This window comes from Pseudomonas cichorii (genome assembly GCF_015471405.1).
In the GTDB taxonomy this organism is placed as follows: domain Bacteria; phylum Pseudomonadota; class Gammaproteobacteria; order Pseudomonadales; family Pseudomonadaceae; genus Aquipseudomonas; species Aquipseudomonas serbiensis.
In genome coordinates this window covers 46,471-62,249 of record NZ_BLVZ01000014.1, presented here as the reverse complement: position 1 = coordinate 62,249, position 15,779 = coordinate 46,471, and the positions used below count along the sequence as shown (strand labels likewise).

Sequence of the window (15,779 nt, the reverse complement as noted above, 5' to 3'; positions counted from 1 at the left end):
AACATGCCTTCTCGTTTCGCCTGCCCTTGTCCTGCCAGCCATGCCTGATCAAATCATCAAAACGCCTTGTGTCGGCCTTTGCTCCACTGTTTACGGGGACCTGGTGTGCCGTGGCTGCAAGCGTTTCCATCATGAAGTGGTCCACTGGAACGGCTATAACGAAGACGAGAAAAGAGCGGTCTGGCTGCGCCTGGAGCAATTGCTGGTTCAGGTGATGGCGGCCAAGCTCGAAATTTTCGATGTCGAGAAGCTGCGCATGCAGCTCGTCCAGCGCAAGATCCGCTTTGTGGCGCATCAGTCCGAATATTGCTGGGCCTATCAATTGATCGCTCGCGGTGCGCGGGTCATCAATCAGGTCGAGGCCTATGGCTTCGTGCTGCTGCCGGAGTTCCGCGACTGGGCGCTGCCTGAGTTGCGTGATGCCATCGACCGTGAGTTTTTCCTGCTGTCCGAAGCCCATTACCAGCGATATATCGCGCCGGGTTTCCTTAAGGATGCGCTCGGTTTGTAGGAGTAATGCCGACCTTGAGAGGCTGATTTCAAAAGTCGGGTGGCTGAAATCAAAATCCGTGAGAGGGGCCTTGACCGCGACAGCCCGGTTTCAGGCGCTGAAAATGTGTTGCCTGTCAGCAGGTCGTCGCGGCCAAGGCCCCTCCCACAGGTGACATGTATGCCTTGACTGATCGGCATCAGTTTGTAGGCGTTCATTCGCTACGCATCAAACATCTCCTCCAGATGCCGGATGATTTCCTCGGTCTTGAGAACCAGCACATCACTTTCCAGCGAGTCGAGTACCACTTCGGCGGTGTTGCCGATCAGTGCGCCTGAAAGACCGGTACGCGCCACGGTGCCGATGATGGTGACCACTGCGTCGAGCTGGTTGGCCGTAAAGGGAATCAGCACATCAGCCGGACCTTCTGCGATATGCAGGTGGGTGTCGTCGATATCGAATTCCGTCTGGAACGCCTGGCATTGCTCTCGATAGCGGGTTTCGATGCTTTCCTTGAGCTGGTAGATCGGGTCGGCAGCCGACAGCATGGGCGACGGATGGGCGGTTATGACGTGCAAGTGCCCCTTGGCCAGTGCTGCAATGTCATAGCCGTGATCGACGATGCTGTAATGCAGCGTCTTGTGTTCTCCATCCGCATTGCCGACATCCACAGCCGCGAGAATCACGCCGCCTGTCCAGGGCCGTGACGTCTTGACCATCAACACCGGGCTTGGGCAGTAGCGCAGCAGTTTCCAGTCGTCGGGAGTGAGCAGGGCCTTTTTCAGCGGGTTGTCCGGCAGGTGCTGCTTTATGACCAGGCCGCAGCCCTCGGTTTGCTGCACCTTGCAGATGGTCTTGTGGGTGGACTCTTCCCAGTGCTGTTCCGCGCTGGCGGTGAAGCCTTCTTCCTGAAGGTTTCTTTTCAGCTCGTTGAGTTGTTGCGTATGGGGATGATCCTTGTCACAGATCAGCAGGTGCAGATGAGCCTGAGTGACCCCGGCAATCAGTTTCGCGCGCTTTAGGGCCAGGCTATCGGCGTGGTTGGGATCGATGACCACCAGGATGCTGCGAATAGACTGCATGGGGTTAACCTCCACAAGGCAAATTGTGTTCCACAACTATAGTTGCAGCGCATCGGGTCGTCGCTTGATCTGGATCACTGCATTTCTATCGCCGCAGACGCACGCCCCTCGTATAATGCGCGGCCTTGCAAACCCGCTATCTGTGAGCTTATGTACCCGATCCCTGAAATCGAAGCCTTCCTGCTTTGCCGCACGCCCGACAGTTGGGTTCAGGCCGCTTTGCGCAATCTGGACATTCTGTTGATCGATCATGCGAACAACGAGAAAAAGGCGGCCGGGGCGGCGTTTCAGTTCATGTTCCAGTACAACGACAAGTTCGACCTGCTGAGCAAGATGTCGCGGCTGGCCCGTGAAGAGCTGCGGCATTTCGAGCAGGTGCTGAGCATTATCCGCAAGCGCGAAATCCCGATGGCCAACGTCAGTTCGGCGCGTTATGCGGGGGCATTGCGCAAGCTGGTGCGCAACCATAATCCCTACCGGCTGACCGACGCCCTGATTGTGGGGGCCATCGTCGAAGCCCGCTCCTGCGAGCGTTTCGCTGCGCTGGTGCCGCATCTGGACGAAGAGCTTGCCAAGTTCTACGGCGGTCTGTTGAAGTCCGAGGCCCGGCATTTTCAGGACTACTTGAAGCTGGCCTATACCTATGGCGATAAAGCCGATGTTGACGCCAAGATCGAAGAGATTCGCCATGCCGAGCGTGAATTGATCGAAAGTCCCGATGAGGAATTCCGCTTCCATAGCGGTGTGCCTGCCGCGGCCTGAGTTATCACTGGCTTCATAAAAAACGACCGCCTTGCCAGCGGTCGTTTTTTTATGAAGATATTGTTAGCCAGCTAACAAATGTTTTGACATTAGCTGTCTAGGCAGTAATATCGCCACATTGCTGCCTAAGCAGCTTTTATGGTGAATCCTTGAAATATTTCACGTCCGAGAATTTTGATTCCAGCCTGATGGGTCTGTTGGTCGGTCGCACCAATGCTCTCAAGGACCGCATGCTGGACAAGTATTTGCTGCCTTATGACGTCACCTTTTCGCAGTTCAAGGTGCTGATCATCATTTCCCAGTTCGCCCTCGATACCCCTGTCGAATTGTGTCGGCACCTGTCCCTCGACAGCGGTTCCATGACGCGCATGCTTGATCGTCTGGAGCAAAAGGAGTTGATCGTGCGCACCCGTTCGGCAGCCGACCGACGCCAGGTGCATGTGGCCTTGACCGAGCAGGGGCAGAAACTTTCGGACCTGCTGCCGCAGATCGGTGCTGACGCGATGAACGACACATTTGCCGTTCTGGACAAGGAAGAAGTCGAAACCCTGCAAAGAATTCTGACCAAGGTGCTGGTGGCCGCCGACGACCACATCACCCTCACGCGCCTGAGCTTCAAGTCCACAGGGGCGAAATGAACGGCCCCGGTAAAACCTCGATATCCCGCAATTACTGCTTCACCGACTACAGGTAATCGTCATGGCTACTGCCGCTACTGAAAAACCATCTGCCAGCTCGCCGCAAGACACGAATCCGGGCAAGCGCAAATTCATGCTGCTGGTGCTCGCCCTGATCGTCATCCTTGGCGGTGCGGCTGTCTGGGCCTGGCATGAGTTTTATGGCCGCTGGAGCGAAAGTACCGATGACGCCTATGTGAATGGCAACGTCGTCGAAATCACGCCGCTGACCACCGGTACGGTCATCAGCATCGGCGCCGATGACGGTGATCTGGTTCGCGAAGGCCAGGTCCTGATCAAATTCGACCCCAGCGATGCCGAAGTCAGCCTGCAAAGTGCTGAAGCCAATCTGGCCAAGGCCGTGCGCCAGGTGCGCGGGCTCTACAGCAATGTCGATGGCATGAAGGCGCAACTGGCCGCGCAACGTGCCGAAGTGCAGAAGGCTCAGGACAACTACAACCGTCGCCGTAGCCTGGCCGTAAGCGGGGCGATTTCCCAGGAAGAGCTGTCCCACGCCAAGGATGACCTGACCAGCGCGCAGAGCTCCTTGAACAATATCCAGCAACAACTGGCCAGTAGCGTTGCGCTGGTGGACGACACGGTGGTTTCTTCTCACCCGGACGTAAAAGCTGCCGCTGCGCAATTGCGTCAGGCGTATCTGGCCGATGCCCGTACTACGGTTGTGTCGCCGGTGACCGGTTATGTGGCCAAACGTACCGTGCAACTGGGCCAGCGGATTCAGCCGGGCACTGCAACCATGGCGGTGATTCCGCTGGATCAGCTGTGGATCGACGCGAATTTCAAAGAGACGCAACTGGGCAATATGCGCATTGGCCAGCCGGTGGAGATCACCTCGGACCTGTACGGCAGCCATGTGAAATACAGCGGCACCATCGACAGCCTGGGTGCCGGGACCGGGAGTGCCTTCGCTCTGTTGCCGGCTCAGAACGCGACCGGTAACTGGATCAAGATCGTTCAGCGCGTGCCGGTGCGGATTCACATCAACCCCGATGAGCTGGCGAACAACCCGCTGCGGATCGGCCTGTCGACCACGGTCGATGTCAATCTGCATGACCAGAGTGGCCCGGTACTGGCCCAGCAGCCGCCGAAGAAGGCGAGCTTCAGCACCAATATCTACGCCGAACAACTGGCTGATGCCGACGCGATGATTGCGCGTCTGATCCATGACAACAGTGCAGCCAGTAGCAAAGCGACTGCCCAGCGCTGATCCGCCAATCCGCAAGCCCCGTCCTTCGGGTCGGGGCTCCGTCTCAGTTTCCAAGGATTTGCGATGAGCAACAACGCCCCGGCCTCATTTACGCCGCCCAGCCTGCTGATGTGTACCATCGGCCTGTCGCTGGCGACCTTCATGCAGGTCCTCGATACCACTATTGCCAACGTCGCCTTGCCGACCATTTCCGGAAATCTGGGCGTGAGTTCGGAGCAGGGGACCTGGGTCATCACTTCGTTTGCGGTGAGCAACGCGATTGCCTTGCCACTGACTGGCTGGCTCAGCCGCCGTTTCGGTGAGGTCAAGCTGTTCCTGTGGGCAACCCTGCTGTTCGTGCTGGCTTCGTTCCTGTGCGGCATTTCCCAGTCGATGCCCGAACTGGTCGGCTTCCGGGTGCTGCAAGGTGTGGTGGCCGGGCCGCTTTATCCCATGACCCAGACGCTGCTGATCGCGGTTTACCCGCCCGCCAAAAGGGGGATGGCGCTGGCGCTGCTGGCCATGGTCACGGTGGTCGCGCCGATTGCCGGGCCGATTCTGGGCGGCTGGATCACCGACAGTTACAGCTGGCCGTGGATTTTCTTCATCAATGTCCCCATTGGCCTGTTTGCGGCCTGGGTGGTGCGTACGCAAATGGCCAAGCGCCCGGTGAGCACCAGTCGTCAGCCGATGGATTACGTCGGGCTGCTGACCCTGATCATTGGTGTCGGGGCATTGCAGGTCGTCCTGGACAAGGGCAACGACATGGACTGGTTCGAGTCGAACTTCATCGTGATCGGTTCGGTGATCTCCATTGTGGCGTTGTCGGTGTTCGTGATCTGGGAAATGACCGACAAGCATCCCATCGTCAACTTGCGGCTGTTTGCCTATCGCAACTTCCGGATCGGCACTCTGGTGCTGGTCGGTGGATACTCCGGCTTCTTCGGGATCAACCTGCTGCTGCCACAATGGTTGCAGACCCAGATGGGCTACACCGCGACATGGGCCGGGCTGGCTGTGGCGCCTATCGGTATCCTGCCGGTATTGATGTCGCCCTTCGTCGGTAAATACGCCAACAGGTTCGACCTGCGCTTGCTGGCCGGTCTGGCATTCCTGGCCATGGGCTTGAGCTGCTTCATGCGGGCAGGATTTACCAACGAGGTGGATTTCGAGCATGTGGCGCTGGTGCAGTTGTTCATGGGTATTGGTGTGGCGCTGTTCTTCATGCCGACCTTGAGCATCCTGCTATCGGACTTGCCGCCCCATCAGATCGCCGATGGCTCCGGGCTTGCGACATTCCTCAGGACTCTGGGCGGCAGCTTTGCGGCATCCCTCACGACCTGGATATGGATTCGCCGCGCCGATCAGCATCACGCCTACCTGAGTGAAAACATCAGCACCTTCGACCCGGCCACCCGTGACGCGCTCAACAGTTTGGGAGGCGCGAGCCCGCAGGCTTATGCGCAACTGGAACAGACCCTCAACAGCCAGGCTTACATGATGTCCACGGTGGATTATTTCTACATGCTGGGCTGGGTGTTTGCGGGGTTGATTCTGCTGGTCTGGCTGGCCAAACCGCCGTTTGTCGCCAAGGCCGGGCCGGGCGGTCATTAAATAGCCTGGTCGGACACGGTCCTGTGGGAGCGACCTTGGTCGCGAAGAGGGCCTGGAGGGTGATGAGTTTTCACATTTACCGGCCCCGTCGCGAGCAAGCTCCCTCCCACTGAGCAGATTCAGTTCAGCAGTGTCATCTGCTCAGGCGGGAAGTCGAAGGCGTTCAGGGAGAAGCCCTGTTCGTCCACCTGCAAGGCCCAGCCCTGACGGTCCCAGTCGCCCAATACGATGCGTTGCGCTGTCTGGTCGCCTATCTGTAGCTTGTGAATGGCCGGGCGATGGGTGTGTCCGTGAATCAGTGTGCGGACGCCATATTGCTCCATCACCAGGGGAATGAACTCGGGTGTGACATCAACGATGTCATTGGCTTTCATGCGGGTTTTCACACGGCTTTCATTGCGCAGTTTGCGCGCCAGCTTGTGGCGGGTATTCAACGGCAGGTGCCGCAATATCCACAAGGTCACCGGGTTGCGCAGGTAGCGGCGCATCTTTATATAGCCTTCGTCGCGGGTACACAGGCTGTCGCCATGCATCAACAGCACCGGCTCACCGTTTAGCGCAACTACGCTCGGATCGTTCAGGAAGGTGCAGCCAGCCGCCTTGCAGAACGCCTTGCCGATCATGAAGTCCCGGTTGCCGTGCATCAGGAAAACCTGAGTGCCGCTGTCGCTCAGTTCGCGCAGGGCCTGACAGATCGAACTCTGGAACGGCGACATTGCATCGTCGCCGACCCAGACCTCGAAGAAGTCCCCGAGGATATACAACGCCTTGGCCTGGCGTGCCCGGCCAGAGAGTAGATCCAGAAACGCCCGGGTAATATCCGGGCGCTTTTCCTCAAGATGCAGGTCGGAGATCAGCAGTATCACTCAACGATCTCTGCTTTCTCGATGATGACGTCTTCGGACGGTACGTCCTGGTGGCCGGATTTGCTGGTGGTTGAAACGCCTTTGATCTTGTCGACCACTTCGCTGCCTTCGATCACTTCACCGAACACGGCATAGCCCCAGCCTTGAACGGTCGGTGCGCTGTGGTTCAGGAAGCTGTTGTCAGCCACGTTGATGAAGAACTGGGCGGATGCCGAATGCGGCTCCATGGTACGGGCCATGGCAACGCTGTACTTCTTGTTCGGCAGGCCGTTGTTGGCTTCGTTCTGAATGCTTGGGCGCTTGTCTTTCTTCTCTTTCATGCCCGGCTCGAAACCGCCGCCCTGGATCATGAAGTTAGGGATGACACGGTGAAAAATGGTGTTGCTGTAATGGCCAGCGTTAACGTATTCGATAAAGTTGGCAACGGTGACCGGAGCCTTCTCTGCGTTCAGTTGCAGAACGATATCGCCGTGGTTGGTGGTCAATTTTACTTTGGACATGCTTACTCGCTCTCTTGGCATTCGTGAATGGGCGCGGTATTACCCTGACGTGCAGTTTACAGGGGTGGTTACATATTTCAGGTATTTTGCTGCTTTTATCACCCTCAAATGCGCACTCTGTTGTCAGGGGCTTGACAGCTTCGGCTATGATAAGCGCTTTGATTTAGTCGGCCTACCCTGGCCGCGCACTTGTATGTCCAAGGATCCTATGAGCAAGCCCACTCCAGAACCCGCTGCGAATTCAAAGGCAGGCCCTGTCGTCCCTACCAATTTCCTGCGTCCGATCGTGCAGGCAGACCTGGATTCAGGCAAGCACACCCAAATCGTGACCCGCTTTCCGCCGGAGCCTAACGGCTATCTGCATATCGGTCATGCCAAGTCGATCTGTGTGAACTTTGGCCTGGCCAACGAGTTCGGTGGCGCGACGCACCTGCGTTTCGACGACACCAACCCGGCCAAGGAAGACCAGGAATACATCGACGCCATCATGAGTGACGTCAAGTGGCTGGGCTTCGAGTGGGCGGGCGAAGTGCGCTATGCCTCGCAGTATTTCGACCAGTTGCACGACTGGGCTGTAGAGCTGATCAAGTCGGGCAAGGCCTATGTCGACGACCTGACCCCCGAGCAGGCCCGCGAGTACCGTGGCAGCCTGACCGAGCCTGGCAAGAACAGCCCGTTCCGTGAGCGCAGCGTCGAGGAAAACCTGGACCTGTTCGCCCGCATGAAAGCTGGTGAGTACGAAGACGGCGCTCGTGTGCTGCGTGCCAAGATCGACATGGCTTCGCCGAACATGAACCTGCGCGACCCGATCCTGTACCGCATTCGTCATGCTCATCACCACCAGACCGGCGACAAGTGGTGCATCTACCCCAACTATGACTTCACCCATGGTCAGTCCGATGCCATCGAAGGCATCACTCACTCGATCTGCACCCTGGAATTCGAAGGCCATCGTCCGCTGTATGACTGGTTCCTGGACAACCTGCCGGTGCCGTGCAAGCCACGTCAGTACGAATTTTCGCGTCTGAACCTGAGCTACACCGTCACCAGCAAGCGCAAGCTCAAGCAACTGGTCGATGAAAAGCACGTCAGTGGCTGGGACGATCCGCGCATGTCGACCCTGTCGGGCTTCCGTCGTCGTGGCTACACGCCGGCTTCGATCCGTAACTTCTGCGAAATGGTCGGTACCAACCGCTCCGACGGCGTGGTTGACTTCGCGATGCTGGAATTCAGCATCCGTGACGATCTGGACCGCAACGCGCCACGCGCCATGTGCGTGCTGCGCCCGTTGAAAGTCGTGATCACCAACTACCCGGAAGGTCAGGTCGAGAAGCTTGAATTGCCACGTCACCCCAAGGAAGACCTGGGCGTGCGCGAGCTGCCGTTCGCCCGCGAGATCTACATCGATCGCGACGATTACATGGAAGAGCCACCAAAAGGCTACAAGCGCCTGGAGCCAGCCGGTGAAGTGCGCCTGCGCGGCAGCTATGTGATCCGTGCCGACGAAGCCATCAAGGACGCCGACGGCAATATCGTCGAGCTGCGTTGCTCCTACGACCCTGACACCCTGGGCAAGAACCCTGAAGGGCGCAAGGTCAAGGGCGTGATTCACTGGGTTCCGGCGGACGCGAGCGTCGAGTGCGAAGTGCGTCTGTATGACCGCCTGTTCCGCTCCCCGACGCCTGACAAGGCCGAAGATGGCGCCACTTTCCTGGAGAACATCAATCCGGATTCACTGCAAGTACTGACGGGTTGTCGTGCTGAACCTTCATTGGGGCAAGCGCAACCGGAAGACCGTTTCCAGTTCGAACGCGAAGGCTATTTCTGCGCGGACATCAAGGACTCGAAGCCAGGTCGCCCGGTATTCAACCGCACAGTGACATTGCGGGATTCCTGGAGCTGAGGTTAGGACAGTGCTTTCAATCTACAACACGCTCACCAAGAGCAAAGAAGTCTTCAAGCCGCTGGATGGCAACAAGGTGCGGATGTACGTGTGCGGGATGACCGTGTACGACTTCTGCCACCTTGGCCATGGCCGCAGCATGGTGGCCTTCGATCTGGTCACCCGCTGGTTGCGTTTCAGCGGTTATGACCTGACTTATGTGCGTAACATCACCGATATCGATGACAAGATCATCAATCGTGCCCGTGATAACGGCGAATCGTTCGACGCGCTGACGGCGCGCATGATCGACGCCATGCACGAGGATGAAGCGCGTCTGAACATCCTCAAGCCGGACATGGAGCCGCGTGCCACCGATCATATCGACGGCATGCACGCCATGATCCAGACCTTGATCGACAAGGGTTATGCCTACGCTCCAGGCAATGGCGACGTTTATTACCGTGTCGGCAAGTTTCTGGGCTACGGCAAGCTGTCGCGCAAGAAGATCGAAGACCTGCGCATCGGTGCGCGTATCGAAGTGGACGAGTCCAAGGACGATCCGCTGGACTTCGTGCTCTGGAAAGGCGTCAAGCCCGGCGAGCCTAGCTGGGAGTCGCCATGGGGGCCGGGTCGTCCGGGCTGGCATATCGAATGCTCGGTGATGTCCACCTGCTGCCTGGGTGAGACGTTCGATATTCATGGTGGCGGCAGCGACCTGGAATTTCCGCACCATGAAAACGAAATCGCCCAGAGCGAGGCCGCTACCGGCAAGACCTACGCCAATGCCTGGATGCACTGCGGCATGATTCGCATCAATGGCGAGAAGATGTCCAAGTCCTTGAACAACTTCTTCACCATTCGCGATGTGCTGGCCAAGTATCACCCGGAAGTGGTGCGTTACCTGCTGGTTTCCAGCCACTATCGCAGTGCGATCAACTACTCCGAAGACAGCCTGAAAGAGTCCAAGAGTGCGCTGGAGCGTTTCTATCACGCGCTCAAGGGCTTGCCGTCTGTCGAGCCTGTGGGCGGCGAAGCGTTCATCGAGCGTTTCACGGCTGCAATGAACGATGACTTCGGTACGCCTGAAGCCTGTGCGGTGTTGTTCGAGATGGTTCGTGAGATCAACCGTCTTCGTGACAGCGATCAGGCCGCGGCGGCGGGTCTGGCGGCACGTCTGAAGCAACTGGCCAGTGTGCTGGGTGTGTTGCAGCTCGAAGCGGAAGACTTCCTGCGTGCCGGCGCCGAAGGGCGTGTCGATGCGGCTGAAGTCGAAGCGCTGATCCAGGCGCGTCTGGATGCGCGTGCTGCCAAGAACTGGGCCGAGTCCGACCGGATCCGTGACCAGATCACCGCCATGGGTGTGATACTGGAAGACGGCAAGGGCGGGACGACCTGGCGTCTGGCTGACTGACCTGTTTTTTCGCGAATGAATTCGCTCCTACGGTAGGAGCGAATTCATTCGCGAAGCAGTCACCGCTTATTCGCGCACCTCCCGCAACCGCTTGTAAAGCGTATTGCGGCTAACCCCCAACCGTTTGGCCAGCTGTGAAATGTTGCCTCCGGCCGCCTGCAACAGGTGGTTCAGGTCTTCGGTACACGGGAAGCTTCCTTTTAGCCGCAGAGCCGCCACCGGCTCGTCTCGCTCTTCATCCAACTGAGCATCCAGAAAGAAATCTTCCGGCAAATGCTCGAAGGTGATCTTCTGCTCGTCTGCCAATGCCAATGCCACCTGAATCACGCTATTGAGCTGGCGAAGATTGCCCGGCCACGGATGATGCTCGAACAGATCAAGCACCTCGTTGCAGAACCCCGCCCGCTGGTGAGGCTCACGATGTTGCTCCCAGATGCGCTGGACCAGCGCCTGCTTGTCGGTGCGTTCGCGTAGCGGCGGCAGTTCGATATTCAGCCCGCTGATCCGGTAATACAGATCCTGACGAAAATGCCCCGTTTGGACCCGTTCGCGCAGGCTGTGGTTGGTGGCCGAGATCAGGCGGATATCCACGGGATACAGCTCGCTGCTGCCCAGCGGCTGAACGCAACGCTCCTGCAATACCCGCAACAGGCGCGCCTGCACTGCCATCGGCATGTCGCCGATTTCGTCGAGAAACAGTGTGCCTTTATCGGCCTTGCGGATCAGGCCGATGCTGCCTTTCTGATGGGCACCGGTGAAAGCCCCTTTGGTGTAGCCAAACAGTTCCGACTCCACCAGTTCGGCCGGAATCGCCGCGCAGTTGACGGCAATCATGGGCTGGCTGGCGCGAGAGCTGGCCAGATGCAGGGCTTTGACGAACACTTCCTTGCCGACCCCGGTTTCACCGTGGATCAACAGCGGGATGTCTTTTTCCAGCAGCCGTTGAGCCTGGCGAACCGCTTTTTCGACTTTCGCATCGCCCAGATCGATGGCCTTCAGGTCGAGTGTCGGTTGCGTTATGGCCTGTTGTGCTGGCCGCACCGGTTGCAATAACTGGATCGGTTTGCGCCGTGGACGCTTGAGCAGGCACTGGAAACGATTATTGCCGAAGGCATGCAATGCGAAAGGGCGTGCTTCGGTTTCGCCAAGCAGTTGCAGGATCGGGCATTTGAACAGGTCTTCGATGCTGACGCCGGTCAGCCTGACTCCCAGCAAATTGTCGGCCCGTCGATTGGCGCAGATGATTGTGCCGCTTTCATCGAAAATCAGCAGGCCTGCCCATTGGCTGTCCAGATTGTTCAGGCCGGTATTGAAGGTCAGCTGGAAATGGCTGTCGCGAAACTGGTCGAGAATCAGCCGGTTTTCCACCGACTGGCTCATCATCTTCACCATGCCCAGAGTGTGAGAGGGCGGCAGGAAGCTGTCGCTGGAGACGTCCAGTATCGCAATCATGCGCCGTTCGGCATCGAATATCGGTGAGGCGGAGCCCGTCATGAAGCGATTGGCTTTGAGAAAGTGCTCGTCCGGCTCGATATGCACTGCCTGTTCACAGGCCAGTGCGGTGCCGATGGCGTTGGTCCCCGCGCCGCGCTCGCTCCAGCTTGCCCCGGCCATGAAACCCTGAGTCTGCGAAGCATCGACGAAGCGCTGGGTGCCCCATGACTTGAGTAACTGGCCTTGATTGTCGGCCAGCAGGATCAGGCAGTTGGAGTTACTGAGGATGTTTTCATAGACCGGCAGCACTTCCTGATGGGTGGTTTGCACCAGAGAGTGATGGCGCTCCAGCAGTTGTGAAACCTGCGCGCCCGGCAGCCCGCCGAACGAGGGGCGCGACTGATGGCTGAGACCGAAGTCCCGACAGCGCGTCCATGAATCCTGAATGATGATGTCGTGAGCAAGCGATGCGCTGGAATTGGCCATGAGCATGGATCCTGCGAGTGCCTTGTTGTTTTTGTTTTAGGTCTTGCATGGAGCGTCCGTGCCCGAAGTGTTCATCCAGTGTCGTTCAGTATTGTTCAAAGTCAATGTTCAATTTGTTCAGGTGTTCATCTTTTTTTGTTCATTTTTGTTCAGCTGTGAAGACGCTTCGTTCGCTCGAAAAGCGCCGGACGCTCTAGCTTGCGCCTTTCATGAAAAGGCAGCGATCTGGCACGAATGTCGCTCTATGCAATCTGTATTGAGCTGTATCCCCGACAAGAAAAAATAACAAAGGGCACGCCATGTCACTTACGTTGGAGCACGTCAGTCGCGCAGTCGATGGCCAGATATGGGTCGACGACGCATCCCTGAGTTTTGAACCCGGATCTTTCAATGTGCTGCTGGGGCGCACGCTGTCTGGCAAGACCAGCCTGATGCGCCTGATGGCCGGTCTGGACAAGCCCGATACGGGGCGGGTGCTGATGAACGGGGTCGATGTCACTCAGCGGCCGGTACGCCAGCGCAATGTGTCGATGGTCTATCAGCAGTTCATCAATTACCCGAGCATGACCGTGTTCGAGAATATCGCTTCGCCATTGCGTCAGGCGGGCATGTCCAAAGAGGTTATCCAGAGCCGGGTGCTGGAAACCGCGAAGATGCTGCGCATCGAAAAATTCCTCCAGCGTCATCCTCTGGAGCTGTCCGGCGGACAACAGCAGCGCACGGCCATGGCCAGGGCGCTGGTCAAGGATGCCGAGCTGATCCTGTTCGATGAGCCGCTGGTCAACCTCGACTACAAGCTGCGTGAAGAGCTGCGTCAGGAAATGCGCGAGTTGTTCGCGGCGCGCCACACCATCGCCATTTATGCCACGACCGAGCCCAACGAGGCCCTGGCGCTGGGCGGGACGACCACCATCCTGCATGAAGGGCGCGTGGTGCAGACCGGCAAGGCGGCCGAGGTCTATCAGAGGCCGAGTACTGTATTGGCGGCGGAACTGTTCTCCGAGCCTCCTATCAACCTGATGCCCGGTCGCATCGAAGGCAATGAAGTCAGTTTCGCCAATTTCGTGCATTTCCCCCTCAATGCGGACCTGCGCAAGATCGGTGACGGCGAATACCGTTTCGGCGTGCGGCCCAGCCACCTGAGCCTGGTGCCGTCCAACGATGACGATCTGGAACTGGCGGTGACGGTCGAGCTGGCGGAAATCAGCGGCTCCGAAACCTTTCTGCATGTGCGCAACGAGCTTTTTGCGCTGGTGTTGCACTTGCCTGGCGTGCATGGCTATGACGTCGATGCCGCGATCCGGGTCTATATCCCGACCCACAAACTCTTTGTGTTCGATCAGCAGGGGCGCCTGATCCAGGCGCCCGGTCTGCGCATGGCGAGGGTTGCCTGATGGCCGAGATCCGTTTGCAGAACCTGGCTCACAGCTACAGCGCCAATCCGGGGCCTGACGATTACGCCATCCGGGAAATGACTCATATCTGGGAGCAGGGTGGCGCCTATGCGTTGCTCGGGCCTTCCGGGTGCGGCAAGTCGACCTTGCTCAATATCATTTCCGGCCTGCTGAGCCCGTCCCAGGGGCAAGTGCTGTTTGACTCCAAAGAGGTCAATGATCTGAGCCCCGAGCGTCGCAACATCGCTCAGGTTTTCCAGTTTCCCGTGGTCTACGACACCATGACCGTGTTCGATAACCTGGCCTTCCCGCTGCGTAATCAGGGGCTGGATGAGAAGCGGGTTCAGGCCAAGGTGCAGGAAATCGCCGAGGTCCTGGATTTGCAGCCCTTGCTGAAAAAGAAGGCGCGCAACCTGACGGCCGACGAGAAGCAGAAGGTTTCCATGGGGCGCGGGCTGGTTCGTGATGACGTCTCGGCCATCCTGTTCGATGAGCCGTTGACGGTGATCGACCCGCACCTGAAGTGGAAACTGCGCCGCAAGCTCAAGCAGATCCACGAGCAGTTCAATATCACCATGGTTTACGTCACCCACGATCAGCTGGAGGCTTCGACCTTCGCCGACAAGATTGCGGTGATGTACGGCGGGCAGATCGTACAGTTCGGTACGCCCCGTGAGTTGTTCGAGAAGCCGCGACACACTTTTGTCGGCTACTTCATTGGCAGCCCGGGCATGAACCTGATCGAGGTCCGGCCTCAGGGTGAGGGTGTGGTTTTCGGCGATGTGCATGTGCCGCTATCCGGCCCTTTGCAGCAATTGATTGCCAATACACCGTTTACCAGCCTGAAGATCGGCATCCGTCCCGAGTTCATTCACGTCTGGGATGGCCTCTATGAAGAGGCGATGTGTAGCGATGTGGTGCATGTGGCGGATCTGGGCACCTACAAGATTTTGACCCTTTCGCTGGCCGGGCAAACCCTGAAAGTGCGCCTGCCCGAAGACAAGCCCGTGCCACAAGGCCAGGCCTGGATCAGTTTTCCGGCGCAATGGCTGATGGTGTATGCCGATGATTTCTTGCTTGAGTCCGGTCCTGAGCGGGGTGCGCCATGAACAAGGTCCATAACAACAAGGCCTGGTGGCTGGTACTGCCGGTTTTCCTGCTGGTGGCCTTCAGTGCGATTGTGCCGATGATGACCGTGGTCAATTACTCGGTGCAGGACATCTTCGATCAGACCAACCGTTATTTCGTGGGCGCCGACTGGTATCGCCAGGTCTTGCAGGACCCGCGCTTGCACGACTCGCTGCTGCGGCAGTTCATTTACTCGGGCTGCGTGCTGCTGATCGAGATTCCGCTGGGTATCGCTATCGCCCTGACCATGCCGACCAAGGGGCGATGGTCGTCGTTGTGTCTGATCGTCATGACCATTCCGCTGCTGATTCCATGGAACGTGGTGGGCACCATCTGGCAGATATTTGGCCGTGCCGATATCGGGTTGCTGGGCTGGAGCCTCAATCAACTGGGCATCAGCTACAACTATGCGGCCAACACCATGGATGCCTGGGTGACAGTGCTGGTCATGGATGTCTGGCACTGGACGTCACTGGTTGCGCTGCTGTGTTACTCGGGGTTGCGGGCCATTCCGGACGTGTACTACCAGGCTGCGCGTATCGATCGTGCGTCGAGCTGGGCCGTGTTCCGGCATATCCAGTTGCCGAAGATGAAGAGTGTGCTGCTGATTGCGGTGATGCTGCGCTTCATGGACAGCTTCATGATCTATACCGAGCCGTTTGTCCTCACCGGGGGCGGGCCGGGCAACGCCACGACCTTCCTGAGCCAGACCCTGACGCAAATGGCTATCGGCCAGTTCGACCTTGGGCCGGCTGCGGCGTTCTCGCTGGTGTACTTCCTGATCATTCTGCTGGTTTCGTGGCTGTTCTATACCGCCATGACCCATAGCGACAAGAACTGAGG

Annotated in this window: 14 protein-coding genes; 10 read left to right on the top strand and 4 right to left on the bottom strand. The window is 58.1% G+C overall.

All coding sequences use genetic code 11. The features are described from left to right. The first annotated feature begins 40 nt into the window (after positions 1–40). The gene (locus tag JL015_RS21095; protein ID WP_201004362.1) at positions 41–511 is read left to right on the top strand and encodes a DUF1289 domain-containing protein; all 471 of its coding nucleotides are present in this window, start codon (positions 41–43) and stop codon (positions 509–511) included. Between the two features lie 200 nt (positions 512–711). On the opposite strand, the gene JL015_RS21090 is transcribed toward JL015_RS21095, so the two are convergent. Then, positions 712–1,572 (bottom strand): universal stress protein, encoded by an 861-nt coding sequence (locus tag JL015_RS21090; RefSeq protein ID WP_201019803.1) that lies wholly within the window; start codon positions 1,570–1,572, stop codon positions 712–714. Between the two features lie 150 nt (positions 1,573–1,722). On the opposite strand from JL015_RS21090, the gene JL015_RS21085 reads away from it, so the two are divergent. The 4 genes from JL015_RS21085 to JL015_RS21070 all read left to right on the top strand — a co-directional run bounded on the left by JL015_RS21085 (position 1,723) and on the right by JL015_RS21070 (position 5,832). Then, positions 1,723–2,334 (top strand): tRNA-(ms[2]io[6]A)-hydroxylase, encoded by a 612-nt coding sequence (locus tag JL015_RS21085; RefSeq protein WP_122320629.1) that lies wholly within the window; start codon positions 1,723–1,725, stop codon positions 2,332–2,334. A 188-nt stretch (positions 2,335–2,522) separates the two neighbouring features. Further along, positions 2,523–2,972, top strand: a complete 450-nt coding sequence (locus JL015_RS21080; RefSeq protein ID WP_374063454.1) for a MarR family winged helix-turn-helix transcriptional regulator — start codon at positions 2,523–2,525, stop codon at positions 2,970–2,972. A gap of 61 nt (positions 2,973–3,033) precedes the next feature. After that, positions 3,034–4,239 carry an HlyD family secretion protein gene (locus JL015_RS21075; RefSeq protein ID WP_201019801.1) on the top strand — a complete coding sequence of 402 codons (1,206 nt, stop codon included), beginning with the start codon at positions 3,034–3,036 and terminating at the stop codon, positions 4,237–4,239. A gap of 63 nt (positions 4,240–4,302) precedes the next feature. Beyond that, positions 4,303–5,832: a DHA2 family efflux MFS transporter permease subunit gene (locus JL015_RS21070; protein ID WP_201019800.1), complete on the top strand. Its 1,530-nt coding sequence runs from the start codon at positions 4,303–4,305 to the stop codon at positions 5,830–5,832. Positions 5,833–5,951: 119 nt separating this feature from the next. Here JL015_RS21070 and lpxH read toward each other — a convergent pair whose 3' ends face one another. Both lpxH and JL015_RS21060 read right to left on the bottom strand, forming a co-directional pair. Next, a complete protein-coding gene (lpxH, locus tag JL015_RS21065) occupies positions 5,952–6,698 on the bottom strand; it encodes a UDP-2,3-diacylglucosamine diphosphatase (RefSeq protein ID WP_201019799.1) in 747 nt (248 codons plus the stop codon). Further along, positions 6,695–7,198 carry a peptidylprolyl isomerase gene (locus JL015_RS21060; RefSeq protein ID WP_201004349.1) on the bottom strand — a complete coding sequence of 168 codons (504 nt, stop codon included), beginning with the start codon at positions 7,196–7,198 and terminating at the stop codon, positions 6,695–6,697. Before JL015_RS21060 ends, lpxH begins: the two co-directional genes overlap by 4 nt. Before the next feature lie 208 nt (positions 7,199–7,406). On the opposite strand from JL015_RS21060, the gene JL015_RS21055 reads away from it, so the two are divergent. Both JL015_RS21055 and cysS read left to right on the top strand, forming a co-directional pair. Beyond that, positions 7,407–9,101 (top strand): glutamine--tRNA ligase/YqeY domain fusion protein, encoded by a 1,695-nt coding sequence (locus tag JL015_RS21055; protein ID WP_201019798.1) that lies wholly within the window; start codon positions 7,407–7,409, stop codon positions 9,099–9,101. 10 nt (positions 9,102–9,111) lie between these two features. Then, a complete protein-coding gene (gene cysS / locus JL015_RS21050) occupies positions 9,112–10,494 on the top strand; it encodes a cysteine--tRNA ligase (protein ID WP_201019797.1) in 1,383 nt (460 codons plus the stop codon). 66 nt (positions 10,495–10,560) lie between these two features. Here cysS and JL015_RS21045 read toward each other — a convergent pair whose 3' ends face one another. Further along, the gene (locus JL015_RS21045; RefSeq protein ID WP_201019796.1) at positions 10,561–12,414 is read right to left on the bottom strand and encodes a sigma-54-dependent Fis family transcriptional regulator; all 1,854 of its coding nucleotides are present in this window, start codon (positions 12,412–12,414) and stop codon (positions 10,561–10,563) included. A 299-nt stretch (positions 12,415–12,713) separates the two neighbouring features. On the opposite strand from JL015_RS21045, the gene JL015_RS21040 reads away from it, so the two are divergent. From JL015_RS21040 to JL015_RS21030, 3 genes are read left to right on the top strand one after another with little or no spacing between them, the layout of a single operon-like run. Continuing rightward, the gene (locus tag JL015_RS21040; protein WP_201004342.1) at positions 12,714–13,808 is read left to right on the top strand and encodes an ABC transporter ATP-binding protein; all 1,095 of its coding nucleotides are present in this window, start codon (positions 12,714–12,716) and stop codon (positions 13,806–13,808) included. Further along, positions 13,808–14,917, top strand: a complete 1,110-nt coding sequence (locus JL015_RS21035) for an ABC transporter ATP-binding protein (protein ID WP_201019795.1) — start codon at positions 13,808–13,810, stop codon at positions 14,915–14,917. The genes JL015_RS21040 and JL015_RS21035 overlap by 1 nt, the downstream gene beginning before the upstream one ends. Continuing rightward, entirely contained in the window at positions 14,914–15,777 is an 864-nt protein-coding gene (locus JL015_RS21030; protein WP_201004338.1) for a carbohydrate ABC transporter permease, read from the top strand. The genes JL015_RS21035 and JL015_RS21030 overlap by 4 nt, the downstream gene beginning before the upstream one ends. The last annotated feature ends 2 nt before the right edge of the window (positions 15,778–15,779 follow it).